The organism is Sediminicoccus sp. KRV36 (assembly GCF_023243115.1).
Classification (GTDB): Bacteria; Pseudomonadota; Alphaproteobacteria; order Acetobacterales; family Acetobacteraceae; genus Roseococcus.
Genome location: NZ_CP085081.1, coordinates 2,543,959 through 2,564,468, shown reverse-complemented (window position 1 = coordinate 2,564,468; position 20,510 = coordinate 2,543,959). Strand labels below are relative to the sequence as shown.

Sequence of the window (20,510 nt, the reverse complement as noted above, 5' to 3'; positions counted from 1 at the left end):
CCGCTGTGCAGGCGAAAGGACGCGGCTCGCTGCCTGGGTGGCGGGTAAAACCTGGGCTGCGGGCGTAGAAACGCCGGTGCCCGTCATTGGAAGCGCTCTCAGGCTTCTGCGTCCTCCTCTCCCCGCCCGACCAGCTGCAACGCCCGCCCGCGGATTCCGCGCAGGCCGAGGGCGTGGATCAGCGCCTCCTCTCGCCCATGCGTCACCCAGATTTCCGGTGCCTGGACCTCCTCGCAGGTGGCGAGGAGTTCGGGCCAATCGGCGTGGTCGCTGATCACCATGGGCAGCTCCACGCCACCCTGGCGCGCCCTTTGCCGCACCCGCATCCAGCCCGAGGCGAGGCAGGGAATGGGCTCGGCCAGCCGCCGTGCCCAGCGGTCGGCGATGGCCGAGGGTGGTGCGAGGACGATGGCACCCACCAGCTTGTCCTTCCCGGCGACCGTCGCCGGCACCAGGGGGCCAAGCGGGACACCCCATTCCTCATACAGCGTGCACAGCTTCATCAGCGCGCCATGCACTGGGATGGGCGCATCCCAGCCACCGGCGCGCAGCAGCGAGATCAGCCGCTGCGCCTTGCCCAGCGCATAGCAGCCGATGACATGCGTGCGCTCCGGAAACAGCGCCACGCTGCGCAACAGGCGCGCGATTTCCTGATCGGCCGGGGGATGGATGAAAACAGGCAGCGCGAAGGTCGCTTCGGTGACGAAGACGTCGCAGCGCTCGGGCTCGAAGGGGGCGCATGTGGCATCGAAGCGGCGTTTGTAGTCGCCGCTGACTACGGCGCGGGAGCCCTGCCATTCAAGGCAGACCTGCGCCGACCCCAGCACATGCCCGGCCGGGCGCAGCCACACCCGCACACCATTGATGGTCAGGCTCTCGCCATAGCGCAGCGCCTGCTGGCCAGTGCCGGCGCGCTCCTCGCCCATGCGGGCGCGCATGATGGCAAGCGTCTCGGCCGTGGCCAGCACGTGATTGTGGCCGGGGCGGGCGTGGTCCGCATGGCCATGGGTGATGACGGCGCGGTCCACCGCGCGCAGCGGGTCCACATGGAAGCCGCCAGGCTCGCAAAAGAGACCCTCGGGCGTCACGCGCAGCCAGGTTTCGGGATGGGGGGGCATGGGCTCCTTCACGCGCCGGTTGGCACCCCTTATAGCTGGGCACGGATGAGAACAATGCCAGAACTATTTACCAGCTGGTTTGCCGGGCGGGGCTGGGCGCCACGGACGCATCAGCTCGACATGCTGGCCGCCGCGCGGGCGGGGCAATCCGCGTTGCTCATCGCCCCCACCGGCGGCGGCAAGACGCTGGCGGGGTTCCTGCCCTCGCTCATCGCGCTGCACGACGCCCCGCGTGAGGGGCTGCACACCCTATACATTTCGCCGCTGAAGGCGCTGGCCGTGGATATCGCGCGCAATCTGGAGGCGCCGATCACCGAGATGGGCCTGGCCATTCGCGTCGAGACCCGCACCGGTGATACGCCCGCCAATCGCCGTGCCCGCCAGCGCGAAAAGCCACCCAATATCCTGCTGACAACGCCCGAGAGCCTGACGCTGCTGCTCTCCCTGGCCGATGCCCATACGCTTTTCGGAGATGTCGAGGCGGTGGTTGTAGATGAGGCACATGCCCTGGCCGGGACCAAGCGGGGCGACCAGTTGTCGCTGGCGCTGTCGCGCATCTCGGCCCTGGCGCCACGCGCGCGCCGCATCGGGCTTTCCGCCACGGTGAACCACCCCGAGGCGCTGCGCGCATGGCTCTCGCCCACGGCACGTGCGGAGGATGTGGCGCTGATCCGTGCCGATGCGGGGGCGGCTCCCTTGCTTGGCGTGCAATTGCCGGCCGGCCGGCTGCCCTGGGGCGGGCATATGGGCCTGGCTTCCGCGCCGGAAATCCTGGCGCGCATCGCGGCCGCGCGCGTCACCATCGTCTTCGTCAACACGCGTGCCCAGGCTGAACTCATCTTCGCCGCCCTGTGGAAGCTGAACGAGGATGCTCTGCCCATCGCCGTGCATCACGGCAGCCTGACCGTCGAGCAGCGCCGCCGCGTGGAAGCCGCGATGGCGGATGGCAGGCTGCGCGGCGTGGTCGCCACCTCCTCGCTCGATCTGGGCATTGACTGGGGCGATGTGGACCAGGTGATTCAGGTGGGCGCGCCCAAGGGTGTCTCCCGCCTGTTGCAGCGTGTCGGCCGCGCCAATCACCGCATGGATGAGGCCAGTGCGGCGTTGCTCGTCCCCGCCAATCGCTTCGAGGTGATCGAATGCGCCGCCGCCCTGGAGAGCATCGCCGCCGGAGAACTGGATGGCGAGCCGCCGCGCCCGGGCGGCCTCGATGTGCTGGCGCAGCATATCCTGGCCATGGCCTGCCACGCGCCCTTCCGCCCGGATGATCTCTATGCCGAGGTGACGCGGTCTGGCGCCTATGCCGAACTCTCCCGGCGCGATTTCGACGATGTGCTGCGCTTCGTCGAGGATGGCGGCTATGCGCTGGCCAGCTACGAGCGCTGGCGCCGCCTGTTCCGCGATTCCGAAGGGCTCGTGCACGTACGCGGCACCGCCATCGCGCGGCAATTGCGCCTCAACCTCGGCACCATCGTGGAGCTGCCGCTGATGAAGGTGAAGCTGCGCGGCGGGCCCATGCTGGGCGAGGTGGAGGAATGGTTCATCTCCACCCTCACCCCCGGGGATACCTTCCGCTTCGCCGGCCAGATCCTGCGCTACGAGGGCATGGCGGGTGTCACGGCCGAGGTCTCGCGCGGCGGCGAGGGTGAGCCGCGGGTGCCGGCCTATGGTGGTTCGCGCATGCCGCTCTCCACCCATCTGGCGGAGCGTGTGCGCGGCATCCTCAGCGACCCCACCCATTGGGCCATGCTGCCCGAGAGTGTCCGGGAATGGCTGCGGATGCAGCGCCTGAAAAGCGAATTGCCCAGTGCCACCGGCCTGCTGGTCGAGAGCTTCCCGCGGGGCGGCAAATGGTTTCTGATCGCCTATTGCTTCGAGGGGCGCCTCGCGCACCAGACCCTTGGCATGCTCGCAACACGGCGCATGGAGCGGCTGGGCTGGGGCCCGCTGGGCTTCGTCGCGACTGATTACGTCCTCGCCTGCTGGACCGCCTTCGAGCCTGGCGACCCTGGCGACCTCTTCGTCGAGGATCTGCTGGGCGAGGATCTGGAGGACTGGATCGCGGAAAGCTCCATGCTCCGCCGCACCTTCCGCAACATCGCGACCATCGCGGGGCTGCTGGAAAAGCATCATCCGGGCATCGAGAAGAACCGCAAGCAGATGAGCGTGAACTCCGACCTGATCTATGACGTGCTGCGCAAGCATGAGCCGGACCACATCCTGCTGCGCGCAACGCGCGCCGAGGCCGCCTATGGCCTGACCGATGTGCGCCGCATCGGCACCATGCTGGCCCGCGCCAAGGGGCAGATCCGGCACCGGCGGCTGGAGCATGTCTCCCCGCTTGCCGTGCCAGCGCTGCTGGAAGTCGGCCGCGAATGGGTGGCGGGCGATGCCGAGGACGCCCTTCTGGCGGAGGCGGCGAGCCTCGTTTCCGACGCCACGGATGGCGCGGAGAGCTATTTCGAGACCGTGTCCGACCTCGCCGAGGAAGCGGCACCCCGCCCGCCCCGCCCCCGCGAAAGAAGGCGCCGCCGATGAGCCTTGCCCCCCTGCATCTGGCCGGTGAGCGCTTCATGCTGTGTCCGAGCGGTGTCGCGCTCTGGCCCGCGCAGCGCACGCTGATCGTGGCGGATCTGCATTTCGAGAAGGGCAGCGCCCAGGCGATGCGCGGCCTCCCCGTGCCGCCCTATGACACGCGCGAAACGCTGACGCGCCTCGCTTTCACGCTGCGTCGGCACGCGCCGCGCCGCGTCATCGTGCTGGGTGATGCGCTGCATGATGATGGGGCGGTGGCCCGTATGGCGCGCAGCGACCTCGTTGCCCTGCAGCGCCTGCTGGCGCCCTTGGAGGTGCTCTGGATCGCGGGCAACCATGACCCCGCGCCGCAGCCCGAACTGCCCGGGCGGTGCCTGCCCGAATGGCGGGAGGCCAGGCTGCATTTTCGCCATATCGGCGGCAGCACTCCCATCGCGAGGCAGGAGGCGGAACTGAGCGGGCACTACCACCCCAAGGCAACCTTGCCAACGCGCATCGGCGGCGTGACGCGCCCCTGTTTCCTCGCCGGCGGGCAGCGGCTTGTGCTGCCCGCCTTTGGTGCCTTCACCGGCGGGCTCGATGTGCTCGATCCCGCCATGTCGTCGCTGACGCGTGGCGCGCAGCGTGTCTTTCTGCTCGGCCGGGACCGCCTGCACAGCGCCGCTTTCGAGGCGCTGCGGCAGCCCTTCGCAGCTACTGGATCAGCGGCTCGCTGATCGGCAGCAGAACGCCGTTGCTGCAGACCGTCTCGCGCGCGCCCAGCGTGATGGGGCTGAGCGGGATGGTGATGCCGCCCACGCCAAAGCCGCTGTCACCCACGATCTTCGCCTGGATGGTGTTGCCCTGCATCCCGTTGAACTCGACCTGGTTGCCGTTGCGGGTCTTCACCTGCGTCACGCGGCCCATCAGCTCGGCCAGTGTGTAGCGGCCTTCCAGGATGTGCATGTTCACGAAGGCGCCCAGGCGCAGCCGGTCCGGGCTCTGGCCCTGCGCGCCGGAGCCGCCGGTGCTGGGGTTCAGCATTTCGCGCAGCGCATTGGGCATCTTGGCCATGGCTGCATTGTCGGGGGCGAGCACAGTGAAGGGACCGGCACCGCGAAGCGTATCCACCGCACCCGCGCGGCTGACCATCTCGATGAAGTTGTCGTAGTTGCCGGCGGCGGCCAGCGCGTCCACCACATTGGTGGTCTGAACCTGGGTCTGCGCGGCGGTCTGGGCCAGCAGCGGCAAGGGCAGCAAGGCGGCGCAGGCGCCCAGCAGGAATTGGCGGCGTTGGGGCATGGGGGAAATCCTTTGGGGTGTGGTGACCGCATCGAGCGGGGTGCGTGATCAACGCCCGCGCAGCCGCAAAGGTTGCAATCGCCGCTTTGCGCCAGCGCCGCGCGGCTCCATATGTGACACATGACTGCTCCCGCGCTTTTCTGGTTCCGACAGGACCTTCGCCTCACCGACAACCCTGGCCTCGATGCTCTTGGCGGGCGCCCTTGCCTGCTGGTCTATGTCCTTGACGACCAGGCCGCCGGCCGCTGGGCGCATGGCGGCGCGCAGCGCTGGTGGCTGCATCATTCGCTGGCGGCCCTCGATGCCGATCTGTGCGCGCGGGGCGCGGCGCTGCACATCGCGCGCGGGCCGGCCGCACGCATCATCCCCGAACTGGCCGAGGCGATCGGTGCGAGCGAGGTGATGGCCGGGCGCCTCTATGAGCCATGGGCGCGCGAGCGAGATGCCGCCATCGCGCAGACCCTGAAGGCGGCTGGCCGGGGCTTCACCCTGCACAGCACCAGCCTGCTGCATGAGCCGCATCGCATCCGCACCGGCACGGGCAAGCCCTATTCCGTCTACACGCCGTTCTCGCGCGCGCTTTTCGCCCTGGGCGAGCCCCCGCCGCCGCTGCCCGCCCCTGCCCGCCTCGCCGGCATCGCGCATCCTGGCCTGCCGCTGGATGCGCTGGCATTGCTTCCCAAAGGCGACTGGGCGGCGGAATTCCCGGCGCATTGGTCCCCTGGCGAGGCGGGGGCCGCACAGCGCATCGCGAAGTTCACCGCCATCACGCGGTATGATGCCACGCGCAACCTGCCGGGCATTCCGGGCACCTCCGGCCTGAGCCCGCATCTGCGCTTCGGCGAGATCAGCCCGAGGCAGGTGTGGCACGCGGCGCGCGCGGCGGGTGTTGCGGGTGATGCGACCTTCCTGAAGGAAATCCTCTGGCGGGAATTCGCCTATCACCTCCTGTGGCACCGGCCGGATATGCCTGAGACGCCGTTGCAGGAAGTCTTCGCCCGCTTCCCCTGGCAGCCCGATGCAGGCCATCTGCGCGCCTGGCAACGCGGGATGACGGGCTATCCCATCGTGGATGCCGGCATGCGTCAGCTCTGGCGCAGCGGCTGGATGCACAACCGCGTGCGGATGATCACCGCTTCCTTCCTGGTGAAGCATCTGCTGCAGCCCTGGCAGGCTGGCGAGGACTGGTTCTGGGACACGCTGGTGGATGGGGACCTCGCCTCCAACGCGGCCTCCTGGCAATGGGTGGCAGGCTGCGGCGCCGATGCCGCGCCCTATTTCCGCATCTTCGCCCCCGTCCTCCAGGGCGAGAAGTTCGACACCGATGGCGCCTATGTCCGCCGCTGGGTGCCTGAGCTTGCACGCCTGCCGGACAGGTTCCTGCACAAGCCCTGGGAAGCGCCCGATATCATCCTGCGCGGCGCCGGCATCCGGCTTGGCACGGATTATCCATACCCGATCATCGCGCATGGCGAAGGCCGCGCCCGAGCCCTGGCCGCCTATGCCGCGATGCGCGGCGAGGCGGCATGATGGCCGAGGGTCCCGACTTCAGTGCGAGGTTCCCGCCTGCGTCATCGGGGGTGCCTGGTAGCCCGCGATTCAGACTTCGGCGCGAAGATGCGCCTACGTCATCGGAGGTGCCTGGTGGCCGCCGATTCAGACTTCGGCGCGCAGATGCGCCTGCGTCATCGGAGGCAGCGTGACCCCCAACGCGGCAACGCTCCGCGCCCGAGGCTTCTCAGGGCTGCGCGTGGTGGGCGATGTGCATGGCGAGGCCGCGGCCTTGGAGGCCGCGATCACCGGCGCCAGCGATGCCGGCCTGTTCCTTCTGCAACTGGGTGACCTGACGGATTACGGCCCCGACTCGCCGGCCGTGCTGCGTCTGATCTTCAACCTGCTGGATGACGAAGCCGGGCTGTTCCTGCTCGGGAATCACGACCACAAGCTGCGCCGGGCCCTCACCGGCGCCCGTGTGCGCAGCCCGCCCGAGGCCACGCCCCGCACGCTTGAACAATTGCATGTTGCCCCGGATGGCCCGGCCCTCGCCAGCCGCGCGGTCACCGAGATCGGCCAGGCGCCGGCCTGGTGGCGGCTGGGGCCGCTGCTTTTCGTCCACGCGGCCTTCCATCCTGGCATGCTGCTGGAATCCCCGCCGCCGGAAGCCGGTGCGCAGCGGCCGGCACCCATCGTCGCCCGGGCGCTCTATGGCCAGGTGACGGGCGGCACCGGGCAGGATGGCTTTCCGGAGCGCGTGCTGCATTGGGTGGATTCGATTCCCCTCGGCCTCACTGTTTATGTCGGGCATGACCAACGCTCACGCGATGGCCGCCCCTGGGCCACGCGAGGCCGTGCCGGGGGAAATGCGATTTTCATGGATACAGGCTCCGGCAAGGGGGGCCATCTGTCCTGGGTGGATCTGCCCCTGCCGGATGCGCGTCTGATCGCTTCGGGTCCTTCACCCGAAGCGTGAACCAGCCGCGCAACTCAGCGTCTGATCGCTTCGGGTCCTTCACCCGAAGCGTGAATCAGCCGCGCAACCCAGCGTCTGATCGCTTTGGGTTCTTCACCCGAAGCGTGAATCAGCCGCGCAACCCAGCGTCTGATCGCTTTGGGTCCTTCACCCGAAGCGTGAGTCAGCCGCGAACAAAGCGTCTGATCGCTTTGGGTCCTTCACCCGAAGCGTGAATCAGCCGCCAAACAAAGCGTCTGATCGCTGCGGGGCGCTGTCCTGGAAGGCTCAGGCGCGGCCCCAGATCGCCGGGTTGGCCAGAAGCTCGGCGCATTTGGCGGCGATCGCCGCCAGCAGCGCCTCGCCCTTCTCGGGGTTGGCATGGCGCGCATCGCCCACCACCCCGCTCGGGGTGACTTCCTTGAAGCTGCGCCGCATGAGCAGCCCGGCCGGCTGGCCAGGTGCTCGGGAGGAGCTCGGGCCATGCGCCTCGGCCAGGCGGTCCTGTCGGACGCCCTCGGGCAGAAGATGCCACACCAGCGAGGTTTCGGCCTCGCAGGCATGCATCAGGGTGGGCTGGTCCTCCAGCAGCGGTGCGATCACTTCGGGCACCATGTGCCAGTAGGTGCCGCCGCCGACGCGGATGCCGAATTCCACGGCGAAATCCGTGGCCGCGGTGCCGATCGCCTCGGCATTTCCGCCATGGCCATTCATCAGGAAGACGCGCTTGAAACCGTGCCGCGCGGCGGATTTCACCACATGGCGCAGCACCGCCTGGAAGGTCGCGCTATCCAGCGTGACGGTGCCGCCAAAGGCCATGTGGTGCTCGGCCAGGCCATGCCAGACGACGGGCGTCACCAGGGCGCGGTGCCCGGCCGTCACCAGCAGGCGCGCGGTTTCCAGCGCGACATTGCCACCCAGGATCATATCCGTGCCGGTGACGAGGTGCGGCCCGTGCTGCTCCAGCGAGGCGACGGGGATGATGAGCAGCGCATCGGCATCCGCTTCGGCCTGAACCTCTGCGGCGGTGAGCTTCATCCATTCAATGCTGCGGGCCATGGGCGTTCCTGTCTTGCTTCAGGCGCGCAGCATCCCGCCGCCACCATCCGCCTGCAAGCTGGCGATGGCCAGAATTTCCGGGTGCCGTCGCGGTTCCGCATTCCAGAACCGCGCGAAGTCCGCTGGCGTCGGATCGGTGTGGCACGGTTCGGTCCGGACCGGTGGGTTCGCCCGAGCCGCCCCGAGAGACGAAGCCAAGCCAATCCAGGACGCTCGGGCGAAACTCCGCCATGGCCGGCGCGATATCCGGCTTCTGCACCAAGGCCAAACGAGAGTGCCTGCTGCGGAACAGCGGGCGGACGCCAGCTGAGAGAATCGCGGGAAAGCCCGTGGCTCCCGGCCTGAGGCCGAAAGTTACAGCCCGCTACTCCGCCACAGCCCCGGACGCCTCCACAAGCTCCCGCCAGACCGGCACCTGCGCCCGCCAGAATTCCCCGAAGGCGGCGGGTGTTGCGTCAGGCATAGGCTGGATGGTCAGGCCGAGCAGGCGGTTGCGCAACTCCTCCTGCGCCAGCACGCGGGTGATCGCGCCATGCATGGTGGAGACGGCAGCTTCCGGCGTTCCGGTCGCAGCCACGACGCACCACCAGTTCAGCGCATCAATGCCGGAGCCAGGGAGCAACTCCCCCATGCTCGGCACATTGGCGATCTCCGGCACGTAATCCACGCGGCCCGCGCTGCCGACGGCGAGGGCGCGGAACCGCCCTTCACGCACATGCGGCAGCAGGGCGGGCATCACGTCGAACATCATGTCGATATTGCCCGAGATCAGGTCCTGGATGGCCGGGCCACCGCCGCGATACGGCACATGCGTCATGTCGGCATTGGTCTGGCGCTTCACGCGCTCGAAGAACAAATGGCTGATCGTGCCGGTGCCGCTGCTGCCCATGGTGACGCGCCCTGGATTGCGGCGGGCGAATTCGATCTGCTCCTGGAAGGTCCGCCAGGGGCGCTGCGCATTCACCACCCAGAGGAGCGTGCCGATGCCCACCCGCGTCACCGGCGTGAAATCGCGCAGCGGAACGAAGGGCATGCGGGTGCCGTAGAGATAGGTATTGGCCGTCAGCACATTGGCCGAGGTGAGCAGCCAGGTATGGCCGTCCTTTTCCGCCTGGATGACGGATTGCGCGCCGATATTGCCGCCGGCGCCGGGCCGGTTCTCCACCACCACGGTCTGGCCGAGGATGGGTTGCAGCCGCTCGGCCATCAGGCGCGCGATGATGTCATTGGCGCCACCCGGCGCAATCGGCACGACGAGGCGAACCGTGCGGCTCGGCGCCCAGGCCTGCGCAATCGCCGGCGCGGCCAGCAGCGGCGCGGCGAGGCCGCCCAGAATGAGGCTTCGGCGGGGCGTGGTCAGCATCTGTGTGTCTCTCCGGCGGCAGGCTTCCTTCAACCGCGCGGCCGGCGGCAGGTCAAGGCAAGGGTGACACAGTGTCCAGGAATTTCGCGGCCTCGGACCGCAAGGCCGCAAGCTTGGCCGGCGCCATCTTGCGCAGGGTGCTCAGCGGCATGGCCATGCGTGGATTTCCGGCGAAATCCTGCGCATGGCGCGCGATGAAATCCCAATAGAGAAAGTTGAAGGGGCAAGCCCCCTCGCCTTCCGCGCGCTTCACATCGTAGCGGCAGCGCGCGCAGTGATTGCCCATGCGGTTGAGGTAGGCGCCGCTCGCCGCATAGGGCTTGCTGGCCATGACGCCGCCATCGGCATGCAGCGCCATGCCGTGGGTGTTGGGCAGTTCCACCCATTCGAAGGCATCGGCATAGACGGCCAGATACCATTCCTGCACCGCCAAAGGGTCCAACCCGGCCAGCAGCGCGAAATTGCCGGTCACCATCAGGCGCTGGATGTGGTGGGCATAAGCGAGGTCCCGGGTCTGGGTGATCGCGGCGTCCATGCAGCGCAGGCCGGAATCGCCCTTCCAGAAGAATTCCGGCAGCGGGCGGTGCGCTGCCAGCGCGTTGGTCGCGCCATAGCCCGGCATCTTCAGCCAATAGAGGCCGCGCACATATTCCCGCCAGCCCAGAACCTGGCGAATGAAGCCCTCCGCGGCATTCAGCGGCACCTGGCCGGCGCGGTAGGCGGCCTCGACCGCAGCACAGACATCGCCCGGCAGCAGCAGGCCGATATTGAGGCTGGTGGAGATGAGGCTGTGGAACAACGTCGCCTCGCCCTCCGCCAGGGCGTCCTGAAAATCACCGAAGCGCGGCAGGCGCTCGGCGATGAAAGCGGCCAGGGCCCGCTTGGCTTCGGCCGCCGTGACGGGCCAGTTGAAGCCCTCCAGCCGGCCGAAATGCGCGGGGAAGCGGGCAGCCACCAGCGCCATGACCTCCTGCGTGATGGCATCGGGCGGGAAGCGGGGGGCGGCGGGCGGCAGCATGCCCTTGGGCAGCGGCTTGCGGTTTTCCGCGTCGTAATTCCACTCGCCCCCCTCTGGCTGGTCGCCCTGCATGAGGAGGCCGGTCGCGCGGCGCATCTCGCGGTAGAAAAACTCCACGCGGAGTTGCTTGCGGCCATGCGACCAGCGGCGGAAGAAGGCCAGATCCGCCAGGAAGCGCGTATCGTCGCGGATTTCGACGGGCAGGCCGAGCGTGGCTTCCCAGCTTTCCATCTCGGCCAGGACGCGCCACTCGCCCGGCTCGGTTGCGATGATGCGGGCGGGCGCATGGCGGGCCACGGCGCGCGCGACCTCACCCGAGAAGCTTCCCGTATTCGCCGGATCATCCAGGCGGATGTAATCCACCCGCACCCCACGTGCTTCCAGGGCGCGCGCGAAATGCCGCATGGCCGAGAGAATCAGCGCAATCTTCTGCGGGTGATGCGGGACATAGGTGCATTCCGCCTGCACCTCCATCATCAGCACCACATCCCGCGCGGGATCGAGATCCTCCAGCGCCGAGAGCGAGGCGGAGCACTGGTCGCCCAGCACCAGTCTCAGTTCAGGCGGCTGCATAGATCACTGTGCTGCCGTCATCGCCCTTGACCTGATAGGCGGTCCAGCGGCCGCTGGCATCAAATTCCAGCACGGCCTCGATCTCGCCCGCCGTGCGCCAGCGAGTGCCGGCCGGCAGGGCCTCACGCGTCCAGCGCAGATCGAGCGGCTTGCCGGTGGTGGTGCCAAACAGCGGCACCGCGCCGCCAAAGCGCTGCGGCTCCCACCAGGAAAGCGGCACGGCCTGCGCCGGCAGGTTGAGCGTGCCTTCCGGCCCACGCAGCGCCACACCCTGCGCGGCGGCTTCGGCCGCCACTTCGACGATGGTGCCGTTGCGGTTCAGGCTGGAGCGGACGGAAACGAAGCGCCCGGCGCGCGTCACCTCGGTCAGCCGGTGCTCATAACGAAACACCACGATGCCCATGACCCGAGGCGTCACGATATTCTCGGAGACGGCAATGCGCTCGCCACCACGCTCGGTGAAGGTGATGTTGTGGCTGCCGATCTCTGTGCCGTTGCGCAGCACGCGCCAGCGGTAATTCGCGGTGGATTGCGCCCGGGCCAAGCCCGGGGCCGCAGCGGGGGCCGCGAGAAGCAGCGGAAGCCTGCGTCTGCCCAGCATCTCAACCGGCCCGGGTGCGCAAGCTGCCGCGCCCGCCATCCACCGCGATCACCTGGCCGGTGATCCAGCCGGATGCGGGGGAGAGCAGCATGTCGGCCATGGCGGCGATATCCTCGGGCTCACCCAGGCGGGGCAGCGGGTGCAGCTTGGCGATGGCTTCGGCCATGGCGGGGTTTTTGGTCAAGGGCTCGGCGATCCTTGTGCGGGTCAGGCTGGGGGCGATGCAGTTCACCCGGATGGAAGGCGCCAATTCCGCCGCCATGGCAACCGTCATGCCTTCGATGGCTGCCTTGGCGGCGGCAATGGCCAGGTGGTTGGTGAAGCCGGTCCGCGCCGCGACCGAGCTGAAGAGCACCACGCTGCCGGGATTTCCCCCGGGGCCCGCCGCCAGGGCCGGCGCCGCCGCCTGCACCGCCATCGCCGCCGAGAGGGCATTCAGCCGGAACGCATCCAGCAGATCCGCCTCCGTCGTGCGGGAGATCGGCTTGAGCAGAATGGAGCCCACGCAGAAGGCCAGGCCCGAAAGCGGCCCGCCCAGCGCCAGGATGGCGGCCTTGAGGGCAGCGAGATCCGTCACGTCCACCACCGCGGTTTCCACCGGGCCCGGCAAAGCCGCCGCCAATTCGGCGAGGCGGCCGGCATCGCGCGCGAAAAGCACCGGCTGCGCGCCTCGCGCCGCGACACGATGCGCCAGGGCGGCGCCAACGCCGCCTGTCGCACCCAGGATCAGGATTCGATCCGCCATGGAAAACTCGCACTCCTTCAACTGCACGATGCGGAGGTGGTGTCTTGGGCGCGATGCGTAACCCCCGCCATCAAGGGGGCGGGACAGCGCCGCCGCGCCGTGCCACAATCCGGGCATGCGCCAGCTCCTGCTGCTCCGCCACGCCAAATCCTCCTGGGATGAGGCGACGCTCTCCGATCACGCCCGGCCGCTCAATGCGCGCGGGCGGCAGGCTGCGGCCGCCATGGCGGAACAGATGCGCGAATTGGGGTTGGCGCCGGATATCGTCCTTGTCTCCTCCGCGCGGCGCACGCTGCAAACGCTGGAAGCGCTGCAACCCCTGGAGGGTTCACCCATCATCGAGGTGATGGATGACCTCTACCTCGCACCCTGGCAGCGGCTGATGGAAACGCTGCGCGGCATCCCCGAGACCGCGCGCTCCGTGCTGCTGATCGGCCATAATCCGGGCCTGCACGAGCTGGGCCTGGCCCTGATGGGGCCAGCTGGCGTGGCGATGGGTGGTGCGCATGCGCGCCGCCTGACCGAGGGCTACCCGACCGGCGCGCTCGCTGAATTCACCGTGGCCGGCGCCTGGCGGCAATTGCAGGATGGCGGTGGCAGGCTGGTGCGCTTCCTGGCACCGCGCGATCTGCCGGAGGTGGCGGTCTGATCCTCGAACTCGCCCCGGGCGCCGGCCATGCCGGCCGGCCAGTGCATCCGCGCCTGGCCGAATCGCCCAGTTGGCACGCCGAAACCATCACCTGGTTTCGTGTCGAAGCACCGGATGCACCGCTGTTGCAGCGCCGGCAACGCGCCTGGCGCCGCGTATACCCCGTGCCACCCGAGAATGGCGTGCTCTGGCCCGGCACCTTGCCGCCGGATGAAGTCGTGCCACCGGATCCGACCGCCCTTCCCATCGCGCGCTTTGTCGGCCGCCGCGCCATCCTGGCGGAAGGTGTCAGCTGGCTTGAGGGGCGCATCGAGGCCGGCGAGGCCCGCCAGCGCATCGCCCGGCTGTTCCTTGAGGGCGAAGCGCCGGAGATGCTGGTGCTCGCCACCGAGCTGGCCATTACCTTGCCCTTGCTGCCCGCACCCTTTGGCCTGGCCGAGGCCGCCCTGGCCCTGGCCGAAGGGCGCGCCCCCCGGCACCGCCGCGCCGGCCCGCCCAGCCTGGCCGGGGCGGAGGGTATCGAGACGGCCTTGCTGGCGGCCCTGGCCCATCTGCTGGATGTGCTCCTGGCCGAGACACCGGGCTGCCGCCTTGGCGCCGGGCCGCGCGGGGTGCATCAGTCGCGCGTGGCCATCCGGCGCATGCGCTCGCTGCTGAAGCTGTTTCGCCCGGTGGTGGATGGGCCAGGCTGGCGCGAATGGGATGCGGAGCTGCGGGGCCTGGCGCAGGCGCTGGGCGCGGCGCGGGATTGGGATGTTTTCCTCATGGGGATCGGGCCTGGCGCCCTGGGCGCGCTGGGCGGCGATACGCGGCTCAAGAGGCTGCTGGCCACCGCCGCGCGGGAGCGGGATGCGGCTTATGCGGCGCTTGGCGTCCTGCTCGCCGGCGCGGCATTTCGCCGCACCATCTGGCTGGGTCTGCAGCTGGGCCAGATCCGCTCGGGCACAGGGCTGGACCAGCCGCTGGCACCCTTCGCGGCCGAAGTCCTGCGCAAACGCTGGCGCCGCCTGAAGCGCGCCGGTGCCGCGATGGAGCAGCTCGACAGCGCGGCGCTGCACGAGATGCGCCTCGACGCCAAGCGCCTGCGCTATGCGGCCGAGCCTTTCGCGGCCATCTGGCCGGGGCGCGCGGCCAAGCGCTTCACCCGGCGCCTGGCCGAATTGCAGGAGGCGCTGGGCCTCGCCAATGACGCGACCGTGGCGCGGCAATTGGCCATGCAGCTCGCCGGGCGCGGGGCGGGCGGATTCGCGATCGGGACGGTCACGGGCTTTGCCGCGGGCCGCGCCGAGGGCAGCCGAATCGCGGCCATCGGGGCCTGGGCGGCGTTGCGCAAGGCGAAGCCTTTCTGGAAAGCCCGGGAATCCTTGAATTTGTAATATCGTGAAACAAGCGGGTTGCCAGTTCCCTTCAGCCTGGGTTAACCACATCACCCATGCGCCGTCGGAAACTCTACCAACCCGCCCGTTCGCCCCGTCGCTGGGGGCGCGCTTTCGCCGTCAGCGCGACGGCACTGGTGGGCGGCGGCATACTGGCCCTGGGCCTGCCTTCCGAACTGATGGGCTCCGCCCCGCGGACGCAGGATTGGGCGACGCCGAATGCGCAAATCCGCATCGTGGACGGCGACACCCTGCGCCTGGGGGACCGGATGCTGCGCCTCTATGGGGTGGAGGCGCCGCAGCGCGGCCAATTCTGCACCGACCCGCAAGGCCGGCTCTATGATTGCGGCACGGCGGCAGCGGCCGAACTGGCGCGCCTCGTTGGCGAGAAGTCCGTGGATTGTCGCGTGGCGGGCCGGGATCGCTTCGGCCGAGCCCTCGGTGCCTGCCGCGCGGGTGACCTGGACCTCAACGCCGCCATGGTGACGACCGGCTGGGCACTGGCCGATGGTGGCGCCGTGCCGGCGCTCGCGCCGCTGGAGGTTGCGGCACGCCAGGCGCAGCGCGGTCTCTGGGCCGGCGGTTTCGAGCCCCCCGCGCATTGGCGCCGGGGCTACTGAGGACCCCATATCGTGGTTGCCCGGGCAACCGGGCGATGGCCGATTGCGGCCAGACCCATGGCGCCTGAATGGGTGACGCCCTTGCATCAGAGCGCCCTCGTCTCCTCGGCAACTGGGCGTTCGAGGGGCAGGCCAATGGACAAGGGCGCTGACCTGCCTACACTGCAATGCAACATGGCGCGGCGAGCACGACCTCCGCGCCCAACCCGTTGAGGAAGGCTGCAACCATGAGCAAGTCAGGCTCGATTACCGTCACGGTCGAGGGGAGCAACAGCAGCACCTCACTGCCGCTTCTCTCCGGCACGCTGGGGCCGCAGGTGGCGGATATCCGCAAGCTCTATTCCAGCCTCGGGATTTTCACCTACGACCCGGGCTATGGCGAAACCGCCAGCTGCGAAAGCAAGATCACCTATATTGACGGTGATGCCGGCATCCTGATGTATCGCGGCTACCCGATCGAGCAGCTGGCCGAGCACAGCGACTTCATCGAAGTCTGCTACCTGCTGATGAACGGCGACCTGCCGAATGCGGCCGAGCTCGCGAAGTTCCGCAAGGACGTCACCTACCACACGATGGTGCATGAGCAGATCCGCCGCTTCTTCGACGGCTTCCGCCGCGATGCGCACCCGATGGCCATCATGTGCGGTGTGGTCGGCGCCCTGGCCGCCTTCTATCACGACAACCTGGACATCAATGACCCGCGCCAGCGCGAAGTGGCGGCCTTCCGACTCATCGCCAAGGTGCCGACGATCGCGGCCATGGCCTACAAATACGCTCTCGGCCAGCCCTTCGTGTATCCGCAGAACAAGCTGAGCTACGCGGCGAATTTCCTCTATATGCTCAACACGGTCCCGGCCGAGCCCTATGAGGTTTCGCCGGTGCTGGAACGTGCGATGGACCGCATCCTGGTCCTGCATGCGGATCACGAGCAGAACGCCTCGACCTCCACGGTCCGGCTTGCCGGCTCCACCGGGGCCAATCCCTTCGCCTGTATCGCCGCCGGCATCGCGGCCCTCTGGGGTCCGGCCCATGGCGGCGCCAATGAGGCTGTGCTGAAAATGCTCGGCGACATCGGCACGCCGGAAAACATCCCCGCCTTCATTGAGAAGGTGAAGGACAAGAATTCCGATGTGAAGCTCATGGGCTTCGGCCACCGGGTCTACAAGAACTTCGACCCGCGCGCGAAGATCATGAAGGACACCTGCCATGAGGTGCTGGCCGAGCTCGGCATCAAGGATGAGCCGCTGCTCGACATGGCGATGGAGATGGAGCGCATCGCCCTGACGGATGAGTATTTCATCTCGCGCAAGCTGTATCCGAATGTGGATTTCTATTCGGGCATCATCCTCAAGGCGATGGGCATCCCGACCTCGATGTTCACCGTGATCTTCGCCGTGGCGCGCACCGTCGGCTGGGTCAGCCAGTGGAAGGAAATGATCGAGGATCCGAGCCAGCGTATTGGCCGGCCACGTCAGATCTACACGGGCTCCGGCGCACGGGACTACAAGCCGGTGGCCAGCCGGGACTAATTCCGGATAGCGATTGCGTCTCCGGCCGGCAGCCCGCTCTGCCGGCCAGACTTCCGTGCCGGGCGCGCCCTGTGACTGGCCGGGCAGCGCCCGTATCGCGGCATTCGGGGATCCCATCCAGCTGATCCGGCCGCGCTGCGCCGTTCAGCGCGCCGCATACTGACGGTTCGCCTGGGAACATGCTTTGCTGCGCGGCCGGCGGATCGCTTCCTCTCCGCCGATTGGCCATCTGCGGCGGGGTTCCTGATGAAGGTCTATCTCTCACACGGCACCCTCTCCTTCCCTGGCTACTTCGGGGAGCGCGCCCTCGCGGCGCTGCAGGCGCATGCGCAGGTCGTGCGCAACCTGACCGAGACCGAGCCCCGCGACGAAGCCCTGGCCGAGGCCGCGACCGGCTGTGACGCCATCATCGCCTATCGCGGTAGCCCCGGAACCGCGGCGACTTTCGACAACGCCCCTCACCTCAAGGCGTTTTTGCGCTGCGCCGTGGATATCAGCACGGTGGATGTGGCGGCCGCCTCCCGACAGGGGATTCTCGTCACTCGCGCGACGCCGGGATTCGTGGATGCGGTGGTGGAGCTGGGCATCGGCTTCATGGTGGATCTCGCGCGCGGCGTCAGCCGATCGGTGCAGGATTACCGCGCGGGCCGCATCCCCGAGGTCCGGCCCGGCTTGCAGCTCTCAGGCGCCACATTGGGGCTGGTGGGCCATGGCCGCATCGCCCGCCGCCTGGCCGAGGTGGCGCGCGCCATGGGGATGCGCGTTCTGGCGCATGATCCGGATGGCGGCACGCATACGCTGGCGGAAGTGCTGTCCGGCCCGGATTTCGTGATCTGCCTGGCCCTCTCCACGCCGGAGACACGCCACATGGTGAATGCAGCGGCCTTCGCCGCCATGCGGCGCGGGGCCTTCTTCATCAACCTCTCACGCGGGGAATTGGTGGATGAAGCCGCATTGGAGGCGGCGCTGGATTCCGGCCATCTGGCCGGGGCCGCGATGGATGTCGGCGCCTTCCCCGACCAGATGCCCAACCCGCGCCTAGCCGCCCGGCCGGATGTGATCGCAACGCCGCATATTGGCGGCCTGACGCCCGCCGCGGCCGAACACCAGGCGATGGATACGGTGCGCCAGGTCGCAGCACTGGCCGCGGGCCGGCTGCCCGAGGGCGCGGTCAACGCGGCTCAGGCGACGCGCTTCAAGCCGCGCCTCGCCTGACGCAGCGTGCCTACGCCCGCTCCGTGGCGATCCATTCGGCCAGCACGGCAATGCCCGCCATCAGATCGGGCGTGTCCATCGCCTCATGGGGATTGTGGCTACCATTCTGGTTGCGGATGAGCAGCATGCCCGTGGGCACGCCCGAGGCCGCGAAGTTGTTCGCGTCATGGCTGCCCGGGCTGTTCAGATGCGGCGCGGCCACGCCGCCACGGGCGGCGGCGGCGGCAAGGCCGGCGATCAGGCCCGGGTCCATCAACCCCGGCGAGGCCGCGCTGCGCTCACCCAGGGCAATGGTCACACCCCGGCGCGCGGCAACCTCGGCCACGATCCGCCCGAGTTCCGCCTCCAGCGCCTGCAGATGCGCCGCACCATAGCCGCGCAGATCCAGGCTCAGTTCAAACTGGCCGGAGACGGCCGTCAGGCTGTGCCGCGCGGCCGGCGTGTGGAAGCGCCCGATGGTGACCGCCATGGGGCGCCCCGCCGCCTCCTCCGCCAGCCAGAGCTGTTCCAGCGCCAGTGAGAGATCAGCCCCGGCCAGCGCCGCATCGCGGCGGAAGCGGTGCGGCAGGCCGGTATGCGCATCCTCGCCGGTGATGCGGATGAAGGGGTGCCGCAGATTGCCGGGATTGGCCAGGCACACGGCCAGCGGCGCGCCCGCCTCGATCAGTTGCGGCGCCTGCTCGATATGCAGTTCGAGATAGGCGCCGATCGCCCCTGGATCGCGCAGCGGTGCGGCTTCGCGCAGCCTCGCGGGATTTCCACCGCAGGCCGCGATACTCTCCGCGAGGCTCAGCCCGCTGCGTGCATGCCGCAGATCGAGAGCGCCCTCCGGCAGTCGTGCCAGCAGGCAGCGGCTGCCGATCAGGCCCAGGCCGAACCACACCGCCTCCTCGCAGCGCAGCGCCAGCACCTCGATGTCGCGGCGTGGCGCGATGCCGGCGGCCTGCAAGGCGGCCACGGCCCCAAGGCCGGCAATCACACCCGCCGCACCGTCGAAATTGCCGCCCTGCACCACGCTGTCCAGATGCGAGCCGATCAGGATGGGCGCGGCTTGTGGGTCCCGTGCCGCCCAGCGCAGCGTGAGATTGGCGCCAGCATCCGTGCTGGCCACCATGCCGAGCGCCTGGCCGGCCTCGGCGATCAGCGCATGGGCCGCGTTCTCGCCACGGCCATAGGCATCGCGCGTGATGCCGGGCGGGTCCGCGCCGATCTCCGCCACGCCATCCAGCAGGCGCTGCACCAGGGCCGTGACGTGATCGGCGGGCTTCACAGCAGCACCGCGCGGATCGCGGCCTCGGCGATGCCGAGGCGGCTGGCGCATGCGGATAGATCGCCCCAGGTCACGTCATCGAGCGGGATGCCATTGGCCATGCGCTGGGCCTTGGCGCGGCGCTCGGGGTCGCCCGGCAGCAGCACCTGGCCGGGCGCGCTGGCCTGCACATGGTCGCATATGGCCTGGACCTCGGCCGCGAAGCCGGGGTTCTCGGCCAGCCGCGCGGGGTCGAGCAGGATGCCCATCATGCCATTCACGATGCCGCGGTCATTCGGCGTGGCCGGCTGGTTGGTGCCGCCGCCGGTCAGGGCGCCGGCCAGGATTTCGCAAACCAGCGCCAGGCCGTAGCCCTTGTGCGCGCCAAAGGAGAGCAGCGCGCCACGCGGCCCCTGCCCGTACATCACGGCCGCATCCGTGCTCGACTCGCCCTCATGCGTCACAAGCGCCCCCGGGGGTACCGGCTTTCCGGCGTTGAAGGCCACCTTCACCTTGCCCACGGCGATGGCGCTGGTCGCGAAATCCAGGATGATCGGATCGGGCGATTTCGGAATGCCGATGCAGATCGGGTTGGTGCCCATGCGCCCATCCGTCCCGCCAAACGGCGCCACCACGGGCCGGCCACTGACGGCGTTGACGAAGAAGATGCCGATCATCCCCTGCGCCACGGCCATCTCCGCATAGGCGCCGATGCGGCCCAGATGATGCGTGTTGCGCAGGCCGAAGCCGGCCAATCCATGCTCCCGCGCCGCGGCGATGCCGGCCGCCGTCACTTGCCGCCCGATGCATTGGCCATAGCCCATCCGCCCATCCCAGACGGCCAGCGATCCGGCGCCGCCCACCTGCTCGGCCAGGGCATTGGGGGTGATCAGCTGCTTCTCGGTATTCTCGACATAGCGCGGCACCAGCTGCATGCCGTGGCTGTCATGCCCCTGGAGATTGGCCTCCACCAGATCCGCGGCCACCTGCTGCGCGATGGGCGGTTCGGCGCCGACCCGCCGAAGCATCTCGGCAACCAGCTGGATCAGGGCGTCATGGGCGATCTGGGGCATACGGGGATCGAAACACAGCCGCGCGGGTTCCGCCATCGGGGGCGCCGCGATAGGCTT

The 20,510-nt window shown here is 68.9% G+C and carries 18 protein-coding genes; 9 read left to right on the top strand and 9 right to left on the bottom strand.

What is annotated here, in order from left to right; translation table 11 throughout:
• Positions 1-98: 98 nt before the first annotated feature.
• Positions 99-1,118 carry a ligase-associated DNA damage response exonuclease gene (locus LHU95_RS11975; RefSeq protein WP_248707190.1) on the bottom strand — a complete coding sequence of 340 codons (1,020 nt, stop codon included), beginning with the start codon at positions 1,116-1,118 and terminating at the stop codon, positions 99-101.
• A gap of 54 nt (positions 1,119-1,172) precedes the next feature.
• Here LHU95_RS11975 and LHU95_RS11970 point away from each other — a divergent pair, with 54 nt between their 5' ends.
• On the top strand, positions 1,173-3,656 hold the full coding sequence (locus LHU95_RS11970) for a ligase-associated DNA damage response DEXH box helicase (RefSeq protein ID WP_248707189.1): 2,484 nt from the start codon (positions 1,173-1,175) through the stop codon (positions 3,654-3,656).
• Positions 3,653-4,369 (top strand): ligase-associated DNA damage response endonuclease PdeM, encoded by a 717-nt coding sequence (pdeM, locus tag LHU95_RS11965; protein ID WP_248707188.1) that lies wholly within the window; start codon positions 3,653-3,655, stop codon positions 4,367-4,369. The genes LHU95_RS11970 and pdeM overlap by 4 nt, the downstream gene beginning before the upstream one ends.
• Here the strand turns inward: pdeM and LHU95_RS11960 are convergent.
• Positions 4,347-4,934 carry a fasciclin domain-containing protein gene (locus LHU95_RS11960; protein ID WP_248707187.1) on the bottom strand — a complete coding sequence of 196 codons (588 nt, stop codon included), beginning with the start codon at positions 4,932-4,934 and terminating at the stop codon, positions 4,347-4,349. The genes pdeM and LHU95_RS11960 overlap by 23 nt on opposite strands.
• A gap of 120 nt (positions 4,935-5,054) precedes the next feature.
• Here LHU95_RS11960 and LHU95_RS11955 point away from each other — a divergent pair, with 120 nt between their 5' ends.
• Positions 5,055-6,464 carry an FAD-binding domain-containing protein gene (locus LHU95_RS11955; RefSeq protein ID WP_248707186.1) on the top strand — a complete coding sequence of 470 codons (1,410 nt, stop codon included), beginning with the start codon at positions 5,055-5,057 and terminating at the stop codon, positions 6,462-6,464.
• Positions 6,465-6,633: 169 nt separating this feature from the next.
• On the top strand, positions 6,634-7,404 hold the full coding sequence (locus tag LHU95_RS11950; protein ID WP_248707185.1) for a metallophosphoesterase: 771 nt from the start codon (positions 6,634-6,636) through the stop codon (positions 7,402-7,404).
• Between the two features lie 267 nt (positions 7,405-7,671).
• Here LHU95_RS11950 and LHU95_RS11945 read toward each other — a convergent pair whose 3' ends face one another.
• From LHU95_RS11945 to LHU95_RS11925, 5 genes are all read right to left on the bottom strand, one after another.
• Entirely contained in the window at positions 7,672-8,442 is a 771-nt protein-coding gene (locus LHU95_RS11945) for a creatininase family protein (protein ID WP_248707184.1), read from the bottom strand.
• 364 nt (positions 8,443-8,806) lie between these two features.
• Positions 8,807-9,805, bottom strand: coding sequence for a tripartite tricarboxylate transporter substrate binding protein (locus tag LHU95_RS11940; RefSeq protein WP_248707183.1), 999 nt, complete (start codon positions 9,803-9,805; stop codon positions 8,807-8,809).
• 52 nt (positions 9,806-9,857) lie between these two features.
• A complete protein-coding gene (locus LHU95_RS11935; protein ID WP_248707182.1) occupies positions 9,858-11,396 on the bottom strand; it encodes a cryptochrome/photolyase family protein in 1,539 nt (512 codons plus the stop codon).
• On the bottom strand, positions 11,383-11,997 hold the full coding sequence (locus tag LHU95_RS11930; RefSeq protein ID WP_248707181.1) for a DUF6134 family protein: 615 nt from the start codon (positions 11,995-11,997) through the stop codon (positions 11,383-11,385). The genes LHU95_RS11935 and LHU95_RS11930 overlap by 14 nt, the downstream gene beginning before the upstream one ends.
• 1 nt (position 11,998) lies before the next feature.
• Positions 11,999-12,742, bottom strand: coding sequence for an SDR family oxidoreductase (locus LHU95_RS11925; RefSeq protein ID WP_248707180.1), 744 nt, complete (start codon positions 12,740-12,742; stop codon positions 11,999-12,001).
• A gap of 115 nt (positions 12,743-12,857) precedes the next feature.
• Between LHU95_RS11925 and LHU95_RS11920 the strand changes: the two genes are divergently transcribed.
• The 5 genes from LHU95_RS11920 (at position 12,858) to LHU95_RS11900 (ending at position 18,131) form a co-directional block, all read left to right on the top strand.
• Positions 12,858-13,391: a histidine phosphatase family protein gene (locus LHU95_RS11920; RefSeq protein WP_248707179.1), complete on the top strand. Its 534-nt coding sequence runs from the start codon at positions 12,858-12,860 to the stop codon at positions 13,389-13,391.
• A 125-nt stretch (positions 13,392-13,516) separates the two neighbouring features.
• Positions 13,517-14,767, top strand: a complete 1,251-nt coding sequence (locus tag LHU95_RS11915) for a CHAD domain-containing protein (RefSeq protein WP_248707178.1) — start codon at positions 13,517-13,519, stop codon at positions 14,765-14,767.
• A gap of 56 nt (positions 14,768-14,823) precedes the next feature.
• Positions 14,824-15,387 (top strand): thermonuclease family protein, encoded by a 564-nt coding sequence (locus tag LHU95_RS11910; RefSeq protein ID WP_248707177.1) that lies wholly within the window; start codon positions 14,824-14,826, stop codon positions 15,385-15,387.
• 227 nt (positions 15,388-15,614) lie between these two features.
• Positions 15,615-16,916, top strand: a complete 1,302-nt coding sequence (gene gltA / locus LHU95_RS11905) for a citrate synthase (RefSeq protein WP_248707176.1) — start codon at positions 15,615-15,617, stop codon at positions 16,914-16,916.
• A gap of 246 nt (positions 16,917-17,162) precedes the next feature.
• The gene (locus LHU95_RS11900) at positions 17,163-18,131 is read left to right on the top strand and encodes an NAD(P)-dependent oxidoreductase (RefSeq protein WP_248707175.1); all 969 of its coding nucleotides are present in this window, start codon (positions 17,163-17,165) and stop codon (positions 18,129-18,131) included.
• Positions 18,132-18,141: 10 nt separating this feature from the next.
• Here the strand turns inward: LHU95_RS11900 and LHU95_RS11895 are convergent, their stop codons facing one another.
• Both LHU95_RS11895 and LHU95_RS11890 read right to left on the bottom strand, forming a co-directional pair.
• A complete protein-coding gene (locus tag LHU95_RS11895; protein WP_248707174.1) occupies positions 18,142-19,452 on the bottom strand; it encodes a hydantoinase/carbamoylase family amidase in 1,311 nt (436 codons plus the stop codon).
• Positions 19,398-20,453 carry a malate/lactate/ureidoglycolate dehydrogenase gene (locus LHU95_RS11890; RefSeq protein ID WP_248707173.1) on the bottom strand — a complete coding sequence of 352 codons (1,056 nt, stop codon included), beginning with the start codon at positions 20,451-20,453 and terminating at the stop codon, positions 19,398-19,400. Before LHU95_RS11890 ends, LHU95_RS11895 begins: the two co-directional genes overlap by 55 nt.
• Between the last annotated feature and the right edge of the window lie 57 nt (positions 20,454-20,510).